This window comes from Bacillus sp. IT-79MI2 (assembly GCF_949768135.1).
Classification (GTDB): domain Bacteria; phylum Bacillota; class Bacilli; order Bacillales; family Bacillaceae_G; genus Bacillus_A; species Bacillus_A pseudomycoides.
Genome location: NZ_CATKPV010000049.1, coordinates 49,623 through 70,682, shown reverse-complemented (window position 1 = coordinate 70,682; position 21,060 = coordinate 49,623). Strand labels below are relative to the sequence as shown.

General features: G+C 37.6%; 12 protein-coding genes. 11 read left to right on the top strand and 1 reads right to left on the bottom strand.

Translation table 11 applies throughout. The features are described 5' to 3' along the window. Positions 1 to 25: 25 nt before the first annotated feature. Positions 26 to 1,078 carry an enoyl-CoA hydratase/isomerase family protein gene (locus ACM6HU_RS06120; protein WP_016114813.1) on the bottom strand — a complete coding sequence of 351 codons (1,053 nt, stop codon included), beginning with the start codon at positions 1,076 to 1,078 and terminating at the stop codon, positions 26 to 28. Between the two features lie 458 nt (positions 1,079 to 1,536). On the opposite strand from ACM6HU_RS06120, the gene ACM6HU_RS06115 reads away from it, so the two are divergent. From ACM6HU_RS06115 to ACM6HU_RS06065, 11 genes are all read left to right on the top strand, one after another. Beyond that, positions 1,537 to 1,794 (top strand): hypothetical protein, encoded by a 258-nt coding sequence (locus ACM6HU_RS06115; RefSeq protein WP_003197605.1) that lies wholly within the window; start codon positions 1,537 to 1,539, stop codon positions 1,792 to 1,794. 475 nt (positions 1,795 to 2,269) lie between these two features. After that, positions 2,270 to 2,509, top strand: coding sequence for a DUF2584 family protein (locus tag ACM6HU_RS06110; protein ID WP_016114814.1), 240 nt, complete (start codon positions 2,270 to 2,272; stop codon positions 2,507 to 2,509). A gap of 21 nt (positions 2,510 to 2,530) precedes the next feature. Then, entirely contained in the window at positions 2,531 to 3,688 is a 1,158-nt protein-coding gene (locus tag ACM6HU_RS06105; protein WP_003197609.1) for an exonuclease SbcCD subunit D, read from the top strand. Beyond that, entirely contained in the window at positions 3,685 to 6,774 is a 3,090-nt protein-coding gene (locus tag ACM6HU_RS06100) for an AAA family ATPase (RefSeq protein ID WP_016114815.1), read from the top strand. Before ACM6HU_RS06105 ends, ACM6HU_RS06100 begins: the two co-directional genes overlap by 4 nt. A 730-nt stretch (positions 6,775 to 7,504) precedes the next feature. Then, positions 7,505 to 8,290 carry a 2,3-dihydro-2,3-dihydroxybenzoate dehydrogenase gene (locus ACM6HU_RS06095; RefSeq protein WP_003197614.1) on the top strand — a complete coding sequence of 262 codons (786 nt, stop codon included), beginning with the start codon at positions 7,505 to 7,507 and terminating at the stop codon, positions 8,288 to 8,290. Between the two features lie 24 nt (positions 8,291 to 8,314). Then, positions 8,315 to 9,532 carry an isochorismate synthase DhbC gene (dhbC, locus tag ACM6HU_RS06090; protein ID WP_016114816.1) on the top strand — a complete coding sequence of 406 codons (1,218 nt, stop codon included), beginning with the start codon at positions 8,315 to 8,317 and terminating at the stop codon, positions 9,530 to 9,532. Positions 9,533 to 9,550: 18 nt separating this feature from the next. Further along, positions 9,551 to 11,167 carry a (2,3-dihydroxybenzoyl)adenylate synthase gene (locus ACM6HU_RS06085; RefSeq protein ID WP_016132805.1) on the top strand — a complete coding sequence of 539 codons (1,617 nt, stop codon included), beginning with the start codon at positions 9,551 to 9,553 and terminating at the stop codon, positions 11,165 to 11,167. Between the two features lie 46 nt (positions 11,168 to 11,213). Further along, the gene (locus ACM6HU_RS06080) at positions 11,214 to 12,134 is read left to right on the top strand and encodes an isochorismatase (protein WP_016114818.1); all 921 of its coding nucleotides are present in this window, start codon (positions 11,214 to 11,216) and stop codon (positions 12,132 to 12,134) included. Between the two features lie 14 nt (positions 12,135 to 12,148). Further along, entirely contained in the window at positions 12,149 to 19,306 is a 7,158-nt protein-coding gene (locus ACM6HU_RS06075) for an amino acid adenylation domain-containing protein (RefSeq protein ID WP_016114819.1), read from the top strand. Further along, positions 19,303 to 19,524 (top strand): MbtH family protein, encoded by a 222-nt coding sequence (locus ACM6HU_RS06070; protein ID WP_016114820.1) that lies wholly within the window; start codon positions 19,303 to 19,305, stop codon positions 19,522 to 19,524. The genes ACM6HU_RS06075 and ACM6HU_RS06070 overlap by 4 nt, the downstream gene beginning before the upstream one ends. Positions 19,525 to 19,526: 2 nt before the next feature. After that, positions 19,527 to 20,981, top strand: a complete 1,455-nt coding sequence (locus tag ACM6HU_RS06065) for an MDR family MFS transporter (protein WP_016114821.1) — start codon at positions 19,527 to 19,529, stop codon at positions 20,979 to 20,981. The last annotated feature ends 79 nt before the right edge of the window (positions 20,982 to 21,060 follow it).

The following is a 21,060-nucleotide window of genomic DNA, read 5'->3' as shown; positions in this document are numbered from 1 at the left end:
AGGTTGCTTTCATCTAGCTTTTTGATTAGGCATTAAGCAGATTGAAGAAGCGATTGACATCTTCATCTGAAACATCACTTAATTGTTTATATTTATACTTTGGATTTTGATCTTTGTCGACAACGACTGAACGTACTCCTTCAAAGAAATCTTCGTGCCTCATGAAATTTTTAGCGAGCACGAGATCTGTTGCAAAGCATTCTTCTATCGATTTTTCCTTTCCGTCAATAAGTTGTTTTAATGTTATTTTTAATGAGAACGGAGATTTTGATAGTAATGTTTCTTTCGTTTTTGAAGCGAAGGATCCGTCAGCATTATCTAATGAATGGATGATATCTTCAACTGTATGGAATGAAAAATGTTGATCAATTTCTTCTAATAAGGAAACAAGTTCACTTTCTACACTAGGAGCTGTTTCATATTTATTAATGAGTTCTTTTAAAGTGATATGTACATTTTGATCATGCCAATTTACTTTTTCGATTGCATCTAGGAAAGTAGGTAAAGTTTCCGATGGCATATAATGATCAGCAGCTTTTATATATAATACATCAGCAGCTTTTAAAACAGATGCTGTTAACGCAACATACCGACCAGTCTGCCCAGGAGCCTTGTTTAAGAAATAAGCAGCTCCAACGTCTGGGAAAAAACCAATGTTCATCTCAGGCATGGCCCATTTTGTACGATCTGTTACAATTCTATATTTTGCCCCATTCGTAAGACCGACGCCACCACCCATTACAATTCCATCTAAACAAGCAATAATTGGTTTTGGATAATGATATATATAAGTATCTATTTCGTATTCTTCTTCAAAAAAATGTTCAGCATGCTGTAACGCAACTTCATTTGAACGTGCTTCGTATAATGTTTTTATATCACCACCAGCGCAAAATCCTTTCGTGCCAGCACCTTTCAAGATTACTACGGCAATACGATCATCTTTTCCCCATTCTTTTAGTTTTTGACCAATCGGATGTAACATATCATAAGATAAAGAGTTAAGTGCTTTTGGGCGATTTAAAGTGATTGACGCGACGCCATTTTTGTGAATGGAAAATAAAACATTTTCAGTCATTTTGAATCCTCCTCTTATATATCTTCTCATTCTTATTTCTCGATAAAAGCTAAAATGTCCTTTATAATTTATTTGATATTGCAAGTAGCGTGCCAGTTTTAATGTCCTTAATTAAGAAGAAATGCCAGTAATAAAGTGTCTAACTGTCTAAACAAATGGACATTTAGACGTCGGACTAGATACTTTTTAGAATGGTGCATATTTTGACGAGTTATATTTGCAGGATTTCAACATATGAAAATGAATATTACAACATCAGTCATTTAAAATGTAGGGGTATTGTTTGTAACTTGAAAATGAAGGGAATACTATATACCATATTTAATTTGAAAGAAAATGAGTAATTGGAATGAATTCAATATGGATAGCAACTTCACTTTGTTGTATTTACTGAATTGTCTTGCTTTTAACGAAGTGAGAGTTTGTATATAATAGGAGTAGAGAAAGGGGAGATCGGAATGCCAGGGCCTTTGCTATTATCGGTTATTATTTTGTCTTCTCTCATGGTAGGAATTACACAGTATTTTCATCGTACAGATACGACAGAAGAAATTAAAGATAAAGTACGTCTCGTATTTCCGGTTTTTATATTATCTATCTCACTGTGTTATGTGTTAAATAAAGATGGGTATATCGTGGCATCATTCTCATTTTTTATAGCAATTGTTTTAATAACTGTATTGTACTATATAATGAAAGAGTATTTGCAAAAATAAAGATGCCTGAAAGGGCATTTTTATTTTTATGAAATTAAACAATTTATACCGGAATTTGAAGATGTGAATTCATATTACTGTTTACCTGCTTTTCTAAAATTGCTTTCTGTATACTTGTTTTTTAAGCTATTATTGCTTTGACTTTAGGATATTAATAAACTTATTGAATCATATTTTTATTGGGACTGTTTTTTGTATCATATAAAATCATTCAACTTGTAGAACATTCAGCTCATTCTTCTTTTCCAAACGGTCACGCGACATCAGCGATTCTATTTTAAACATCGTGACTTAATTTCAAATCCACATGAAACATTATTAATTTCACATACCGCATTATAATTTAAAAAATACATATAACATAAAAAAATAAAATGAGTGTGAAAGTGAATTCTTCATCATGTATTCACTTGTCAATCGTGAATAGCCGCTATACTATTAAAGTATAGAGAACTGGAAAAGGGGTTGTATTTATATGAAATTTGAGATGCATACAAAGATTATTTCAAATGAAAAAGAAATGAGATTACATATAGAAGAAAATATATTTCAATTAATATTAGACGGTTATCATTTATTTGCTGTGGATGAAATGTTACCTTTATATAAATCTGATCAAGAAAGAATCGGTAGTGCAATCGTTCAAAAGTTAGAGTGGGAAGATGGGAAGACAACACTTAACTACCAACTGGTTTCATTACAATCAGTAAATTAAAAGAGAGAAAGGAAGGAAAAGATGAAGTTTTTTCATACAGCGGATTGGCATTTAGGAAAACTTGTTCACGGTGTGTATATGACCGAAGATCAACGAATTGTATTAGATCAGTTCGTTCAAGCTGTGGAAGAAGAAAAACCAGATGCCGTAATTATTGCAGGTGATTTGTATGACCGAGCGATTCCTCCAACAGAAGCAGTAGATTTACTAAATGATGTATTAAAAAAGATAGTGATTGATTTACAAACGCCAGTAATTGCAGTAGCAGGGAATCATGATAGTCCAGACCGTATTCATTTTGGCAGCAGTTTAATGAAAAAACAAGGGTTACATATTGTTGGCCAATTTCAATTTCCGTATGAACCAGTTGTTTTACATGATAAGTATGGGGAAGTGCATTTTCATTTAATCCCATATGCGGATCCAAGTATTGTAAGACATGTGATGAAAAATGAAGATATTCGGTCGCATGATGATGCGATGCGCATTTTCATGAATGAACTTTCAGAAACGATGAATCAAGAAGCAAGACACGTATTTGTAGGCCATGCATTTGTCACTTCTTCAGGTGAAGCAGAAGAAAATACGAGTGATGCAGAGCGTCCGCTTTCCATCGGCGGTGCTGAATACGTAAATAGTCATTATTTTGATAAGTTTCATTACACAGCACTTGGGCATTTGCACCAAGCGCACTTTGTACGTAATGAAACGATTCGTTATTCTGGTTCACCACTTGCGTATTCTATTTCTGAAGAGCGGCATAAAAAAGGGTATTATATTGTGGAATTAGACGAAACAGGTCAAGTGGAAATAGAAAAGCGTTTATTTACACCTCGTCGCCAAATGCGAACAGTAGAAGCGAAAATAGATGATTTATTAAAGTATCCAACAAGTGAAGATTATGTCTTCGTAAAGTTATTAGATGAAAATCCTGTACTGCAGCCAATGGAAAAAATTCGTTCTGTATATCCAAATGCTATGCATGTTGAACGTTCTATGCAAAGACGAGAATTTACAGAAACCAATGAAGTTACTGTTTCTAGACATAAAACAGATGATCTATCCCTTTTGAAAGCTTTTTATAGAGAAATGAAGGGCTCAGATTTATCAGAAGAGAAAGAACGTCTTTTCTTAGACGTATTACAAACAGTGCAGGAACGGGAAGGTGAACGAGGATGAGACCACTTCAGCTTATTATGACCGCATTTGGTCCGTATAAACAGCGAGAAGTTATCGATTTCAGCGATCTTGGCGATCACCGTATTTTTGCTATTTCAGGAAATACGGGAGCTGGGAAAACAACGATATTTGATGCGATTTGTTATGTATTATATGGGGAAGCGAGCGGAGAAGAACGTAGTGATACGAGTATGCTACGTAGCCAATTTGCTGATGATAATATATACACAAGTGTAGAATTAACCTTCCAGTTGAAAGGAAAGCAATACGAAATAAAAAGACAGCTCGGTCATAAAAAACAAGGGAATAAAACAGTTACAGGGTATGCTGTTGAGCTATATGAAGTAATAGGTGATGAGAAGGTTCCATGTGTGGATCGTTTTCATGTGACAGATGTGAACAAAAAGGTTGAAGATTTAATCGGACTTAGCAAACATCAATTTAGTCAAATTGTTATGCTTCCGCAAGGAGAATTCCGAAAACTATTAACGTCTGAAACAGAAAATAAAGAAGAAATTTTACGTCGTATTTTTAAAACAGATCGTTATAAATTAATGCGTGAATTGTTAGATCAAAAACGTAAACAGTGGAAAGACGTCTTACAAGAAAAGCAAAAAGAAAGAGAACTGTACTTCCGTAATGTTTTTAAATTACCGGTTCGAGATGATTCATTATTAGAGACAGTAGTTCAACAGGAACATGTAAATACGCACCAAGTAGTCGAAGCGCTTGAACAAGAAAAAAATTGCTATGAGGCGGAAGTTGAACAATTACAAGCGCAGCAAACATTGCAAACGCAGCAATTAAAAAAAACCGAAGATCGTTTTCATACAGCTAAGTCTATTAATGAAAAGTTCAAAGATTTACAGCAAAAACAAGAGAAACAAGCAGTTTTACAAGCAAATCGAGAACAAATAGAAACAGAAGAACAACGTTTTAAACTTGCTGAACAAGCGAAACGATTATTACCATTTGAACAATGGTATGAAGAAGCGGTACAGAGTGAACAAAATGCTGAACAATTATTGAAACAAATATCTGTAAAAAAAGAAAAGACGGTTAAGGCGTTTGAACTTGCTTATGAGAAATATGAAGAATTAAAGGGTAAAGAGTCTGTTCGTGAAGAAGGTAAGAAAACTGTACAAAGATTAGAAGAGTTACAGCCAATTATTGCTTCATTAGCAGAGAAAAAATCAAAATTGCAACAGGCAGAACTTCAAAGTGGGAAATTGAAGGAAGGTATTCAGAAGTTTGAGAAACAGCTAGAAGGACAGATTTCTCAAAAACAACAAATTGCCGGAGAATTACAACAGCTAGAGGTTGCACTTGAGCAATATGTAGCAAAAGTAGAAGAGCTAACAAATATGCGGGAAGATGCAAAAGTACTAAAGCAAGCATATGACGTTTGGCAAGAAAAGCAAAAATATGAACAAGAAAAAGAAGTTGCAAATCAAAAGATGGAAGTTGCAGTTAAAGCATATGAAGAGATGGAGCATCGTTGGTTAAATGAACAAGCAGGAATGTTAGCTCTTCATCTTCATGAAGGTGAATCTTGTCCTGTATGTGGTAGCATAGATCATCCAAAGAAAGCTACAGAACGTGGAGATTCCATTGATGAAAAACAGCTAAATGAACTGCGCGAAAAGAAAACAGTTGCTGAAAAATTACATGTTCAAGTAGAAGAGAAATGGAATTTCTACAGATTACAATATGAGCAAGTAATAGATGAAGTCGTAAAACGAGGATACCGTTCAGAAGAGTTAGTTGAAACATACCGTACGCTAGTGCAAAACGGAAAACAACTAGCAGCTGAGGTAAACACATTAAAGGAAAGTGAAGAAAAACGTAAACAGCTAGCGTTAAGTGTAAAAGGATTAGAAGAAAAAGTAGAAGAATTACAGAAGCAAAAACGCGAAGCTGAGGTGATGCAGCACCGTACTGAAATGGAGTGCATGCAACTTCGTACGTCCTATGAACATGATCAGCAAAAAACCCATGAGGACTTACAAACGTTAGAAGCTTGGAAAAAACAATTTGATCAAGCTGTTAGCACACTTCGCTTTATGGAAGAGGAGTGGAAGAAAGTACAAGAAGCTTATCAACATTGGCAAAATGAAAATATACGCATACAAGCTGAGTATGATGGTGCTCTAAAGCAAGTAAGTCATGCAAAAGAAAAGCAAGAAGAGACTTTACTTCGCTTTACGACAGAGCTTGAACAAGGTGGATTTATCGACCAACAAGCTTATAAAGAAGCAAAATTAACAGATGTAGAAATGAAGCATTTGCATGAGCAAATTCAAGAGTACTATTCATCCTTAGAAGTATTGGCTAAACAAATTGAGGAACTAGTAAATGAATTAAGCGGGAAAGAATGGACGGACATTACAGCTCTAGAAGAACAAATGAAAGAGTTAGGAATTCAGCTTGATATTACAAAAGAAAAGCGCCAACGTGCCCAAAGTGCAGTTGCATACATTACCGATTTGCATGAAAACATTAGACGAATTGATGAACAAATTCATGAAGAAGAAAAAGCTTTCCAAGAACTTGTTGATTTATATGAAGTCATGAAAGGGGATAACGAAAGTCGTATTTCGTTTGAACGTTACATTTTAATTGAGTATTTAGAACAAATTGTTCAAATTGCTAACGAAAGACTTCGTAAACTATCAAACGGCCAGTTCTATTTAAAACGAAGTGAAAGAGTTGAAAAACGAAATCGTCAAAGTGGACTAGGATTAGATGTATATGACGCATATACAGGTCAAACACGTGACGTAAAAACATTGTCTGGCGGGGAAAAATTTAATGCATCGCTTTGTCTAGCACTTGGTATGGCAGATGTGATCCAGGCATATGAAGGCGGTATTTCTATCGAAACCATGTTTATCGATGAAGGATTTGGCTCGCTAGATGAAGAGTCATTAACAAAAGCGATCGATGCATTGATTGATTTACAAAAATCAGGACGATTTATTGGCGTTATTTCACACGTTCAAGAGTTGAAAAACGCAATGCCAGCAGTTTTAGAGGTAACGAAGCAGAAGAATGGTTGTAGTGAGACTCGGTTTGTGGTGAAATAATAAAACTAATAAAAAGGTTAATAGTAAATTTTAATTATGAGAGGACGTATGCTTAATAGTGGGCATATGTCCTTTTTTCATATAGTTATATCGGTATGATTTATGTTTGAAGGAAGCGTTGTTTAGAGAAAAAGATGTAAATAGTTATTTTTAAATAAATTTCTTAATAAAATTTTTTCAGAAATTTATTGAGAAATTAAATGTTCAATATGATGGTTTTTATTATAAAATAAAAATTTTTATGTAATTAATGATTATTAATTAGGAAATTTGAAAGTTTCAATTTAATTTTTTAAATCTATTATTTTCACAGAAAATAGGATGAAAAAAGTCTATATTTACAATAAAAGCAGAGATTTTTATGCAGATAAGTATGGGGACATAATAAAATATTTTATCTGAAAAATAAAAAAAGATTGACAAGACTGTTGAGAAACATTATCATTTCGGTGTACAAAAGAAAATGAAAATCATTATCAATTAATACTAAGTGAGTATTACCTAGTTTATTGTGACTGAAATTAAGATTAAATTGCACTTGACTGATAAGTTTAATATGTGTATGATTTTCGTAAATATAATGATAATGATTATCAATATCGTTATTAGTTGGTGATGTTTGTTTAAATATTTTCTTTGCACAGATTAATTAGGTTAACTTTATTAATCTGCAATTGAGAATATACAAGATAAACTAGATCGATTCGTTGTAAGGAAAGGAATTGAGAATATGGATTTCGGGGAATTTGATGGGAAGATTGCATTAGTTACTGGTGCAGCACAAGGAATTGGAGAGACTGTAGCGAACATGCTTGCGGAAAGAGGGGCAAAAGTTGCAGCGGTTGATAAGAATATTTTAGAACTCAATAAGCTTTCAGATTATCATGCAACAAGAGGCAGCTCTTTGAAAGTATTCGCTTTAGATGTGAGTGATAGTTCCGCAGTGGAAAATACAGTAAATCAGATTGAGGATACAATGGGGCAAATTGATATTTTAGTTAATGTTGCTGGTGTTTTGAAGATGAATGCAATTCACTCTTTAAGTGATGAAGATTGGGACAAGACTTTTTCTGTAAATGCTACAGGGGTGTTTTATGTATCTAGATCAGTAAGTAAACGTATGAGATCACGTAAATCTGGTGCGATTGTAACTGTAGGGTCAAATGCTGCCAGTGTACCTAGAATGGAAATGGCTGCGTATGTAGCATCGAAAGCTGCTGCAACGATGTTTACAAAATGTCTTGGTCTTGAGCTTGCGGAATATAATATTCGCTGTAATTTAGTTTCTCCTGGTTCAACTGAGACAGAGATGCAGCGATTACTTTGGATAGATGAAAATGGGGCTGAAAAAATTATTGCAGGCTCACAAGATACATATAGATTAGGAATTCCATTAAAAAAAATAGCAACGCCTTCAGAGATTGCTGAAGCAGTTCTATTTTTAGCGTCAGATAAAGCAAGCCATATTACGATGCATAATCTGTGCATTGATGGCGGCGCTACTTTAGGAATCTAAATTAAATATAGGAGGTTTAAAATAATGAATCATACAACTGCTTTAAAGGAGTTAGCCACAAAATTACTAGATGACTATAAAGCTGGATCTTCATTCTTTTTTGCTTCACCGTACCGTACAATACTTGCCGAAGGAACATTTGCAACGGTGAAACATAGTCAGGTAGAAAATTTTCCTGAGCTGGTTCATGCTGTACTAAATAATGCGAAGCAAGCTGGGCACCATAATCCCATTGTTGTAGGAGCGCTTCCTTTTGATCGTAGAAAAGCGGTACAGCTCGTTGTACCTCAGGAGAGCAGGCTAGCAGATCGTCTGCAATTTGATTTTACAGATCGAATCCAGCAATCACCTGCACTTACATATGAAATGAATCCTATTCCGTCACCTTCAGAATATATGCGTGGTGTAGAGCAAGGAGTAGCTAAAATAAAGAGCGGTCACATAAAGAAAATCGTTCTATCTAGATCGTTGGATTTGAAATCTCCAGAAAAGGTTGACATTCAAAAACTGCTTTGTGATTTAGCGCAGCACAATAAACAGGGGTATACGTTTGCGGTAGATTTACCGAAGAGTGAAGAAATAGGGAATTGTGAGGCTTCACCAAAGCGTAGTCATACACTCATAGGAGCGAGTCCAGAGTTACTTGTCTCACGGAGTGGAATGCAGGTCATTTCTAATCCGCTTGCAGGCTCTAGACCTCGAAGTAAAGACCCTGAAGAAGATAAGAGACGAGCAGATGAGTTGCTTTCTTCAGCTAAAGATTTACATGAACATGCTGTTGTTGTTGAAGCGGTAGCTGCGGCGCTTCGTCCGTACTGTCGTACATTGCATGTTCCCAAAAAACCATCATTAATAAATAGTGAAGCAATGTGGCATTTATCTACTGAAGTAAAAGGAGAATTACTAGACGCATCAGTGTCTGCATTAGAATTAGCACTTGCGCTTCATCCTACACCAGCAGTTTGTGGAACTCCGACAGAAAAAGCTCGAGAGGCTATTAACGAAATTGAACCGTTTGATCGAGAATTTTTCACGGGAATGCTTGGTTGGAGTGATCTGAATGGTGACGGTGAATGGATTGTTACGATTCGTTGTGCGGAAGTTGAAGAGAATTCCCTTCGTTTATTCGCAGGAGCTGGTATTGTTGCGGAGTCAAAACCTGAAGATGAGCTAGCTGAAACATCAGCTAAGTTTCGTACAATGCTTCGGGCTATGGGATTAAATGATGAATCTTTGAAATAGAAGTTAGGGGGATAAATGATGTTAACAGGATGCCAGGAGTGGCCAAAGGAATTTGCAGATCGATATAAAGAAGAGGGGTGCTGGCGCGGAGAGACCTTTGGAGAGATGCTGCGAGAACGTGCGATGAAACATGGTGACCAGATTGCAGTGACAAGTGGCGAAAAACACTTAAGCTATAGTGAACTGGACAAAAGAGTAGATCAATTAGCTGCAGGATTTCTAAATTTAGGAATTAAACAAACGGATCGAGTGGTTCTTCATTTACCAAATATTACGGAGTTTTTCGAAGTCTGCTTTGCGCTTTTTCGCATTGGTGCAGTTCCAGTCTTTGCTTTGCCGTCACACCGAAGTAGTGAAATAAGCTATTTTTGTGAATTTGCTGAAGCGACTGCTTATATTATTTCTGATAAACAGTTTGGATTCGACTATCGAAAACTTGCAAGAGAAATAAAAGAAAAAGTTCCAACGCTGCAACATGTAATCGTTGTAGGAGAGGCGGAGGAATTTGTAGGAATTCGTGATCTTCATATGAATCCGGTCAATCTGCCAGAAGTGAAATCTAGCGATGTAGCTTTCTTGCAACTATCAGGCGGGACAACGGGATTGTCTAAATTAATTCCAAGAACACATGATGACTATATTTATAGTTTACGAGTAAGTGCTGAAATTTGTAAATTGGATCAACAGAGTGTGTATCTTGCTGTACTTCCGGTTGCGCATAACTATCCGCTTAGTTCGCCGGGGACTCTTGGGACGTTATATGCCGGAGGGCGGATTGTTCTAGCTTCTGGGGGAAGTCCAGATGAAGCGTTCTCTCTTATTGAGAAGGAACGTGTCACAATTACAGCACTTGTGCCCCCCCTTGCAATGGTATGGCTTGACGCAATAGCTTCACGCAATAATGATCTATCTAGTCTGCAAGTTTTACAGGTAGGCGGTGCAAAGTTTAGCGCGGAAGTGGCCAAGCGTATACGCCCGGCATTCGGTTGTACATTGCAACAAGTTTTTGGTATGGCCGAAGGGTTAGTGAATTATACGAGACTTGATGATGCAGAAGATATCATTATTCATACGCAAGGAAGACCAATGTCAGAGTTTGATGAAGTTCGTGTAGTTGATGAATATGATAATGACGTAGAGACAGGTCAAGTGGGGAGTTTATTAACTCGTGGACCATATACAATCCGTGGATACTATAAAGCTGAAGAACATAACGCTAAATCCTTTACTTCGGATGGTTTTTACCGCACGGGCGATCTTGTCAAAATAAATGAGCAAGGTTATTTAGTGGTTGAAGGACGCGATAAGGATCAGATTAATCGTGGTGGAGAGAAAGTTGCGGCTGAAGAAGTTGAAAATCATCTGTTAGCTCATGCAGCGGTACACGATGTTGCAATAGTATCTATGCCAGACGATTATTTAGGTGAACGTACTTGTGCTTTCGTTATAGCTCGCGGGGAAACACCGACTGTAGGGCATTTGAAAATGTTTTTAAGAGATCGAGGAATTGCGGCATATAAAATTCCAGATCGAATTGAATTTATAGACTCGTTTCCACAGACTGGTGTCGGAAAAGTGAGTAAGAAAGAATTACGGAAGGCAATTGCTGAAAAACTTAAATCTACCATAAAGTAATAAATGACAAATAAATATTCTTAACAATTCGAAAGGAAGTGATTAGATGGCTATTCCAGCTATCTCAGTATACCCAATGCCATTAGAGTCAGATTTACCAAATAATAAAGTAACGTGGAAGCCAGATCCGAAACGTGCTGTTCTTCTTATTCATGACATGCAAGAGTATTTTCTTGATGCATATCATGCAGAGGAATCACCAAGAGTAGAACTGATTTCAAATATTCAATCTATCAGAAAAACATGTAAGGAAATTGGTGTTCCTGTCGTTTATACTGCACAACCAGGTGGACAAACGCCAGAGCAAAGAGGATTATTGCAAGATTTTTGGGGGGCGGGTATTCCTGATGGGCCTCACAAGAAGAAAATTGTAGATGAGCTCACTCCTGATGAGAATGATATTTTCCTTACAAAATGGAGATATAGTGCTTTTAAGAAAACAAATCTTCTAGAGATTTTACATGAACAAGGGCGTGATCAGCTTATTATTTGTGGGGTTTATGCACATATTGGATGTCTTTTAACGGCATGCGAAGCATTTATGGATGGGATACAACCATTCTTCGTCGCTGATGCGGTTGCTGATTTTTCACAAGAACATCATAAACAAGCTTTGCAGTACGCATCTGAGCGATGTGCAGTAACTATAATAACGAATTTATTATTAAAAGATTTACAAAGTTTAAAAGAAACGTCTGCAGCAGAAGAAAATACAGGATTCACATTACAATCGGTACGTGAACAAGTTGCTGAATTGCTTCGTGAATCACCAGCAGATATTGGAGATAACGAAGATTTATTAAATAGGGGGCTTGACTCAGTTAGAATTATGAGTTTAGTAGAGAAATGGCGCCAAATAGGTGTAGAAGTTACATTCGCAGATTTGGCTGAGCGTCCAACAATTTATGACTGGTTTAATTTGGTGTCCTCCCAAGAGGAAAAGGTGCTATCAAATACAGATAGATAAAGGGGTAAATACGAATGTCTCATTGTCAAAAGGTTCGTCATTCATTGTCAGGTGCGCAAACGGGTATGTGGTTTGCGCAGCAACTTGATCCGAAAAATCCAATTTATAATACGGGTGAATACATAGAAATACATGGTTCAGTTGATGTGAAAACATTTGAATTAGCTGTGCGTAAAGTTGTAATGGAAGCTGAATCTTTACATGTTCACTTTGAAGAAGATGAGAAAGGGCCATGGCAAGTTATCGATGATTCACCTGAATTTCATATGCATATTATTGATGTTAGTACTGAAGAAAATCCCCAAAAAGCCGCTGAAGCGTGGATGAAAGTGGATTTATCTACGCCAGTGAATCTGAAAAAGGACAAGCTGTATACGGAGGCGCTTTTTAAAGTCGCTTCCAATCGTTTCTTCTGGTATCAGCGCATCCATCACATTGTGATGGATGGATACGGATTTTCTTTACTTGCGCAAAGAGTAGCAAGAGTATATACGGCATTCATGAATAATCAATCGTATGATGAGAGATCATTTGGTTCTTTATATACCATTTTAGAGGAGGATGCTGCGTATCGTGCATCGGAGCAATTTGAGAAAGATCGTAGCTTTTGGTTAGAACGGTTCCAAGATCAACCAGAAGTAGTAAGTTTAGCGGAACGTGCTCCTAGAACATCGAAGACATTTCTACGCCAACCAGCACATTTGTCTCGTTTAAGTACAGAATCTTTGCGGAAGGTTGCACATGATTGTAATGCGAATTGGCCGGATCTTATCATTGCTGCAACTGCTATCTATATACACAAGTTAACAAGTGCAGAGGATGTAATTTTAGGTTTACCGATGATGGGGCGTTTAGGATCAGCATCGATCAATATCCCTGGTATGGTCATGAATGTAGTCCCGCTTCGCTTGTCTATAGGCTCTAATATGAGTTTTGCTGAGATTGTCGGGCAGGTTTCTAATGAGGTTCTTGATATACGTTTTCATCATAAGTATCGTCATGAAGAATTACGCCGAGATCTTAAATTATTGGGAGAAAATCAAAGGTTATTTGGTCCAATGACTAATGTGATGCCATTTGACTATGCCTTGAGTTTTGCAGGAAATCATGGGGTTAAACATAATCTTTCGGCAGGACCGGTTGATGATCTTTCAATAAATGTGTCAAACGAGTTTGGTGAAAACGGCTTAAGGATTCATTTTGACGCAAATCCTGAGGTGTATAACTTAGAAGAGCTACTAACTCACAAGAAGAGATTTATGAATTTTCTGGAAGAAGTCTCGAATCTTCAAGTAAATTCACCGATTGGAAATCTAGAGCTCTTACTTCATGAGGAACGCAAGCTAGTTTTAGCCGAATGGAATCAAACTATGAAAGAAAGTTCATTCGTAAGTGTACCTGCTCTCATTGAAAAACAAGTAAGTAAATCTCCTGATGCTATTGCTGTCGTATGTGATGGACTAGAACTTACTTATAAAGAATTAAATGAACAGGCAAATCAACTTGCTCATTTCTTGTTAGAACGGGGCGTTCAATCTAAACAATTTGTAGCGTTAGCATTTCCAAGATCTGTAGAAATGGTTATCGGGATGTTAGCAGTTCTTAAGACGGGAGCAGCATATTTACCAATTGACCCAGAATATCCAGAGGATCGAATTACGTATATATTAAGCGATGCTCAGCCTGCTTGTATCCTAACACATTCTTCTGTTTTAGGTGATTTACCGAATGAGGATCATATAACAAGAGTTGTGCTTGATAATCAGGATACAAAAGAAGAGTTAAGAGGATACCAGAAAAATAACCTAGATTCATTTGATGGAGCAGCACCCTTAAATCCTGCGTATACAATTTATACTTCGGGGTCAACAGGTAAGCCAAAAGGTGTCGTTGTGCCAATGCAAAGCTTAAGAAACTTTTTATTGGCGATGCAAGATCAATTCTCATTACATGTAAATGATCGTTTGTTGGCTGTTACAACCTTTGCGTTTGATATTTCAGCTTTAGAACTTTATTTACCACTTATTAGTGGAGCAAGCGTTCAAATTGCCCAAAAAGAAGCAGTTCAAGATTCTTCAGCATTAACAGAAATCATTCAAAAGGAAAACATCACAATTATGCAAGCTACACCAACACTTTGGCATGCGCTTGTAACAGATTATCCAGAAAGATTAATAGGACTTAAAGTTCTTGTTGGTGGTGAGGCACTTCCATCGAATCTAGCGTCTCGGTTAAAAGAATTAAATTGCCATGTTACAAATCTTTATGGACCAACTGAAACAACAATTTGGTCAACTTTCATGGATATGAATGAAGAAGAGAGTGGTACACCTTCTATTGGAAGACCAATTTGGAATACAGAAGTATATGTACTAGATGCAGGTTTACAACCTGTACCACCTAGAGTGGTGGGAGAATTATATATTGCTGGTACGGGGCTTGCCAATGGATATTTAGGAAGACCAGAATTAACAGCTGAACGATTTGTTGCTAATCCATTTGGGAAACTTGGTACACGAATGTACCGTACGGGCGATCTTGTTAAATGGCGTAAGGATGGTTCGTTAGATTATGTGAGTCGTGCAGATCATCAAATTAAGATTCATGGATTCCGTATCGAGTTATCTGAAGTGGAAACTGTATTATCTCAGCACCCTCATGTTGAGCAAGTCGTTGTAATCGTTCGAGAAGATCGACCTGGCGATAAACGTTTGGTTGCTTACATTGTACCTGATGCTGATGGAAATCTTGACCTTGCAGAAATTCGAACATATGCAGGAGGGAGCCTACCAGGTTATATGATACCGTCAGCAATTATGACGATGTCTGAATTGCCATTGACACCGAACGGAAAGATTAATCGGAAAGTGTTACCAGCACCTGACTTCAATTTACTTGTTAGTGAACGCGTAGCTAGAAATCCACAAGAAGAAATTTTATGTGATTTATTTGCGGAAGTGCTTAGCATAGCGCGGATTGGAATCGATGATAACTTCTTTGAAATAGGCGGACATTCTCTGTTAGCTTCCCGGTTAATGGGACGTATTCGTGAAACATTAGGTGTGGAATTAGGCATTGGAAAACTATTTGAATCACCTACAGTCGCTGAACTTGCTAAACAATTAGATAGCACACAGAGTGCAAGGCCAGCTATTCAGAAAGTAGAGCGTCCAAGAGAAGTTCCTCTTTCTTTTGCACAGCGTCGTTTATGGTTCTTGAATTGTTTAGAAGGTCCAAGCCCAACTTACAATATTCCAGTAGTCATTCGAATGTCTGGTGAATTAAATCGAGAAGCTTTACAAGCTGCATTTTATGATATCGTCGATCGACATGAGACACTTCGAACTATTTTTCCTAACACGCTTGGTACGTCACATCAGCAAATTTTGGAGACAAATGAGGTAAATCCTACTTTAATTGTTACGCAGACTACTGATTCAGAATTACCTAAAGTACTTGCTGAATCTGTAAGATATAGCTTTAATCTTGCAGAAGAGCCAGCTATCCGTATGGAGCTTTTTGAAATAAATCCGGATGAACATGTGTTACTTGTATTATTGCATCATATTGTAGGGGATGGATGGTCATTAAACCCATTGTCAAGAGACATAGCAACTGCGTATCAAGCACATTGTAAAGGTGAATCAGTTCAGTGGAAGTCACTGCCAGTACAGTATGCCGATTATGCCCTTTGGCAACAAGAACTATTAGGAAATGAGAGTGCACAAGATAGTCTCATTTCACAACAAATTGATTTTTGGAAAGAAGAATTGAAGGGGTTACCAGCCCAACTTGAGTTACCTACAGATTATCAACGTCCTGTGGAAACGAGCTATTGCGGAGAAACGATAGATTTTCATGTAAATCCAGAGTTACATGAACGATTATTAGAGCTTGCTCGTAAAAATGGTGTTAGTTTGTTTATGATCCTACAATCCGGACTTGCTGCATTACTTACACGATTAGGGGCTGGAACGGATATTCCAATAGGTAGTCCAATTGCTGGGCGTAGTGATGATGCGCTTGGAGATATTGTCGGATTGTTCGTAAATACACTCGTTTTACGTACAGATACGTCTGGAGATCCTAGCTTTAGTCAACTGTTAAGCAGGGTGCGTAAAGTTAACCTTTCAGCATATGAACATCAAGATGTTCCATTTGAAAGACTTGTTGAAGTGTTGAACCCTGTGCGTTCGAGAAATAGTCATCCACTATTCCAAATTATGTTAGCTTTTCAAAATACACCAGAGGCTACACTTGATATACCGAATCTAGAAACGCATCTTGAGATTAAGAGTGTTGGTTCTTCGAAGTTTGATATGACGATAGAAATAAGTGAACGTAGTACGTCTGAAGGTCAGCCAAATGGATTACATGGTTTACTTGAATTTAGTACAGATTTATTTAAGCGTGAGACAGCTCAGAAACTTGTGAGTCGTTTCATTCATTTATTAGAAGACGCAGTAGAAGATCCAGAACAACCTATTGGGCGTTTGGAAATTTTGGACGAAGAAGAGCGTCAAACAGTACTTGAAAAATGGAATGGCGGCTTTCAAATTGCGCCTGAAATGACCTTACCGGAATTATTTGAGAAACAAGTTCGCTTAACGCCAGATGCAACCGCTGTCGTATTTGAGGACACTACGCTAACTTATGAAGAGTTAAATAAGAGATCGAATAAACTTGCACGTCTGTTAATTGAAAAAGGGGTAGGTCCAGAGCAAATGGTTGCTTTAGCGATACCAAGATCTCTTGATATGGTTGTGAGTTTGTTAGCAGTTTTGAAAGCGGGGGCAGGATATTTACCGCTAGATCCTGATTATCCATCGGATCGAATTTCATTCATGCTAAGTGATGCTAAGCCTGTCTGTATGATTACGAACACACAAGTGACAATAGAGAGTGAAGAGACCGTAACGATTGTAGTAGACGATTTCAAAATAATGGAGACATTAAACAAATATGGTGAAGAGAATATAGAAAATGTGGAACGAATACAGCCACTATCACCTTTACACATCGCTTATGTAATTTATACATCAGGTTCAACAGGAAGATCAAAAGGTGTAATGATTCCTCATCAGAATGTTATAAGGCTGCTTGGGGCAACTGATCATTGGTTCCAATTTGATTCGGAAGATGTTTGGACAATGTTCCATTCTTATGCTTTTGATTTTTCAGTTTGGGAAATTTGGGGGCCGCTATTGTATGGGGGCCGTCTTGTTGTCGTACCACACACTGTGAGTCGTTCACCTAGAGAATTTTTAAATCTGCTTGTCCAGGAAAAGGTAACAGTTTTAAATCAGACACCATCAGCATTTTATCAACTTATGCAAGCAGATCGCGAAAATGTTGAATTAGGGCAGAAGCTTTCCTTACGATATGTCGTTTTTGGTGGAGAAGCACTGGAATTAAGTCGTCTAGAAGATTGGTATAGTCGTCATCCAGAAAATTCACCTAAGCTTATTAATATGTATGGTATTACAGAAACAACTGTACATGTGAGCTATATCGAGCTGGATCAAAATATTGTATCTTTACGAGCAAACAGCTTAATTGGATGTAGTATACCAGATCTTAAAGTATATGTATTAGATAATTACTTACAACCTGTACCACCAGGAGTGGTAGGAGAAATGTATGTTGCAGGAGCAGGGCTTGCTCGTGGGTATTTAGGTCGTGCAGGGTTAACTGCGGAACGATTTATAGCAGATCCATACGGGAAACCTGGTACTCGAATGTATCGTACAGGAGATTTGGCGCGTTGGTGTCAAGATGGCACATTAGACTATATCGGTCGTGTAGACCATCAAATTAAGATTCGAGGTTTCCGAATTGAACTTGGCGAAATTGAAGCCGTTATTATGCAGCACTCTCATGTTGAACAAGTAGCTGTCATTGTACGTGAAGATCAGCCTGGTGATAAGCGATTAGTTTCCTATATTGTTCCGTCAGAACATGTAAACATTGATACAGCTGAAATGCGCCAATATGTAGGACTTAGTCTACCTGATTATATGGTACCATATGCTTTCGTTATGATAAGTGAATTACCTTTAACTCCAAATGGTAAGTTAGATCGTAAAGCATTACCAGCACCTGAATTCATGGTATCTACGATAAGCCGAGGACCAAGAACACCAAAAGAGGAAATTTTATGTGATTTATTTACAGAAGTTTTGAATTTACCTCGAATTGGCATTGATGATGGTTTCTTTGATCTTGGCGGTCATTCCTTACTTGCTGTGCAGTTAATGAGCCGGATCAGGGAAGCGCTAGGAGTAGAGTTAAGTATCGGTAGCTTATTTGCGGCACCGACAGTCGCAGGGCTTGCTGAAATATTTGAGATGGGGACGAGCCAAAGTGCGCTAGATGTAATCTTACCATTAAGAACAAGCGGTGAAGAGTTACCTATGTTCTGTGTACATCCAGCAGGTGGACTTAGCTGGTGTTATGCAGGATTAATGAAGTCTTTAGGAAGCAATCATCCAATTTATGGTGTACAGGCACGCGGCATTGCAAAAAGTGAAGAACTTCCAAAATCATTAGACGAAATGGCTGCTGACTATCTTGAGCACATTCGTGAGATACAGCCACATGGGCCGTACAGGTTGTTAGGTTGGTCTCTCGGAGGAAACGTTGTTCATGCAATGGCAACTCATTTGCAAAATCAAGGAGAAGAAGTTGAACTGCTTGTTATGTTGGATTCTTATCCCGGTCACTTTTTACCAAATACAGAAGCGCCTAGTGAGGAAGAAGCGCTTATTGCCCTACTTGCATTAGGAGGATACGACCCAGATAACATGGATGGAAAACCACTTGATATGGCAAACGCTATTGATATACTTCGCAGGGACGGCAGTGCATTAGCGAGTCTGGAAGAGGAAACAATTTTGAACTTGAAAGAAACATACGTAAATTCTGTTGGTCTTTTAGGAAAGTATGTTCCAAAACAATTTCATGGAAACCTTGTATTCTTTAGATCAACAATCATACCAGAATGGTTTGATCCGATTTCTCCAGATACATGGCTTAGTTATATAGATGGGGAAATTGAACAATATGATATTGATTGCCGACATAAAGATTTATGTCAGCCAGGACCACTTACAGAAATCGGACAAGTATTAGCTAGTAGGCTGCAAGCGATGAAAGGGGTAAATAAAGTATGACGAATCCATTTGAAAACGATAACTTTATGTATAAAGTGTTAGTAAATAAGGAAGGCCAGCATTCTGTCTGGCCAGCCTTTCTCGATGTACCAGCCGGGTGGGATGTTGTTCATGAACAAGATAGTAGACAAGCTTGTCTTGCGTATATCGAATTACACTGGAGTGATATGCAGCCAAAGAGTCTTCACTCACTTGAATGCGTTTCAGTAGGGGAGTAGTAATGAATTTGAAGCTGAATCCGAAAATTGTTGTTAGTGTTGTATATGTAACGGCTATGTTTATGGCTGCTATGGATGCAACGATTGTAAATGTAGCTCTGCAAACGATTAGTCATGAACTACAAGTTCCACCTTCAGCAATGGGGACAGTCAATGTTGGATATTTAGTAAGTTTGGCTGTGTTTTTACCTATTTCTGGGTGGCTTGGAGATCGGTTTGGTACAAAGCGAGTATTCCTAATTGCTCTTTCTGTATTTACAGCTGCTTCCGCGTTATGCGGAATTGCTGATAATATTACTGCCTTAAATATATTCCGTATCATACAAGGTGCTGGCGGAGGATTATTGACGCCAGTAGGAATGGCAATGTTATTTCGAACATTTTCACCACAAGAAAGACCGAAGATTTCTAGGTTCATCGTCTTGCCTATTGCTGTTGCGCCTGCAATAGGACCAATTGTTAGCGGGTTCTTTGTGGATCATATGTCTTGGCGCTGGGCATTTTATATTAATTTACCGTTTGGAATAGTAGCTTTACTAATTGGTGCGTTATTTTTAGTAGAGCATATTGAAAAAACTGCTGGGCGGTTAGATTTACCTGGTTTTATTCTTTCCGCACCAGGATTTGCAATGTTGATATATGCAATGAGTCAAGGGCCATCAAAAGGATGGGGTTCCTCAGAAATAATAGGGACAGGATTAGGTGGACTTTTGCTTATTATTCTCTTTGTATTTGTTGAACTTCGTGTGAAGCAGCCGATGCTAGACTTATGTTTGCTGCAAGATCGTTTATTTCGGAATATGAGTCTCATTTCGTTATTTTCGGCTGCTGGATTACTGGGCATGTTATTTATATTCCCGCTTATGTATCAAAATGTATTACATGCGTCGGCACTAGAAACAGGTCTTACAACATTTCCAGAAGCAATCGGGTTAATGATTGCTTCGCAAATTGTGCCTTTGTCTTACAAAAGACTTGGGCCACGTAAGTTGATTTCTACCGGTTTGCTATGTGCAGCGATTATATTTGTTGTTTTAAGCTTCGTGAATCAGGAAACAAACCCTTGGCTGGTCCGTATTCTATTGTTTTGCATAGGATTTTTCCTAGGTCATTCTGTAGGAGCTGTACAATTTTCAGCTTTTAATAATATTCATCCGTCTTCAATGGGGAGGGCGACAACTATTTTTAATGTGCAAAATCGATTAGGTTCCGCCATCGGTGTTGCAATTCTTGCAAGTCTTTTAGCAGCTTTTGGAAATCATAATGTAAGTGAAGCAGGAAATGAGAGTGCTAGTATTGTAGCGTATCAAATGGCCCTGCTTGGTGCAGCTGTATTCCTATTCATAGCATTATTATTTGTATTACGTATTCGTGATGCGGAAGTAATAGATACATCAAAGAAAAAAACGTCAGTCCAATCAAATGAAGCTCATTCAAAAGCAGTTGCAGGTGAATAAAGGAGGAAGGATCTGCCCAGGTGTAATAATAAATCTGGGTAGGTTTCTCTATTACAATAGCAATGATGAAAAGTGAGAA

What these genes read in the sequence shown, in the direction of transcription:
- ACM6HU_RS06120 (WP_016114813.1), bottom strand. Translation starts at nt 1,078, where the DNA reads ATGACTGAAAATGTTTTATTTTCCATTCACAAAAATGGCGTCGCGTCA.
- ACM6HU_RS06115 (WP_003197605.1), top strand. Translation starts at nt 1,537, where the DNA reads ATGCCAGGGCCTTTGCTATTATCGGTTATTATTTTGTCTTCTCTCATG.
- ACM6HU_RS06110 (WP_016114814.1), top strand. Translation starts at nt 2,270, where the DNA reads ATGAAATTTGAGATGCATACAAAGATTATTTCAAATGAAAAAGAAATG.
- ACM6HU_RS06105 (WP_003197609.1), top strand. Translation starts at nt 2,531, where the DNA reads ATGAAGTTTTTTCATACAGCGGATTGGCATTTAGGAAAACTTGTTCAC.
- ACM6HU_RS06100 (WP_016114815.1), top strand. Translation starts at nt 3,685, where the DNA reads ATGAGACCACTTCAGCTTATTATGACCGCATTTGGTCCGTATAAACAG.
- ACM6HU_RS06095 (WP_003197614.1), top strand. Translation starts at nt 7,505, where the DNA reads ATGGATTTCGGGGAATTTGATGGGAAGATTGCATTAGTTACTGGTGCA.
- dhbC (WP_016114816.1), top strand. Translation starts at nt 8,315, where the DNA reads ATGAATCATACAACTGCTTTAAAGGAGTTAGCCACAAAATTACTAGAT.
- ACM6HU_RS06085 (WP_016132805.1), top strand. Translation starts at nt 9,551, where the DNA reads ATGTTAACAGGATGCCAGGAGTGGCCAAAGGAATTTGCAGATCGATAT.
- ACM6HU_RS06080 (WP_016114818.1), top strand. Translation starts at nt 11,214, where the DNA reads ATGGCTATTCCAGCTATCTCAGTATACCCAATGCCATTAGAGTCAGAT.
- ACM6HU_RS06075 (WP_016114819.1), top strand. Translation starts at nt 12,149, where the DNA reads ATGTCTCATTGTCAAAAGGTTCGTCATTCATTGTCAGGTGCGCAAACG.
- ACM6HU_RS06070 (WP_016114820.1), top strand. Translation starts at nt 19,303, where the DNA reads ATGACGAATCCATTTGAAAACGATAACTTTATGTATAAAGTGTTAGTA.
- ACM6HU_RS06065 (WP_016114821.1), top strand. Translation starts at nt 19,527, where the DNA reads ATGAATTTGAAGCTGAATCCGAAAATTGTTGTTAGTGTTGTATATGTA.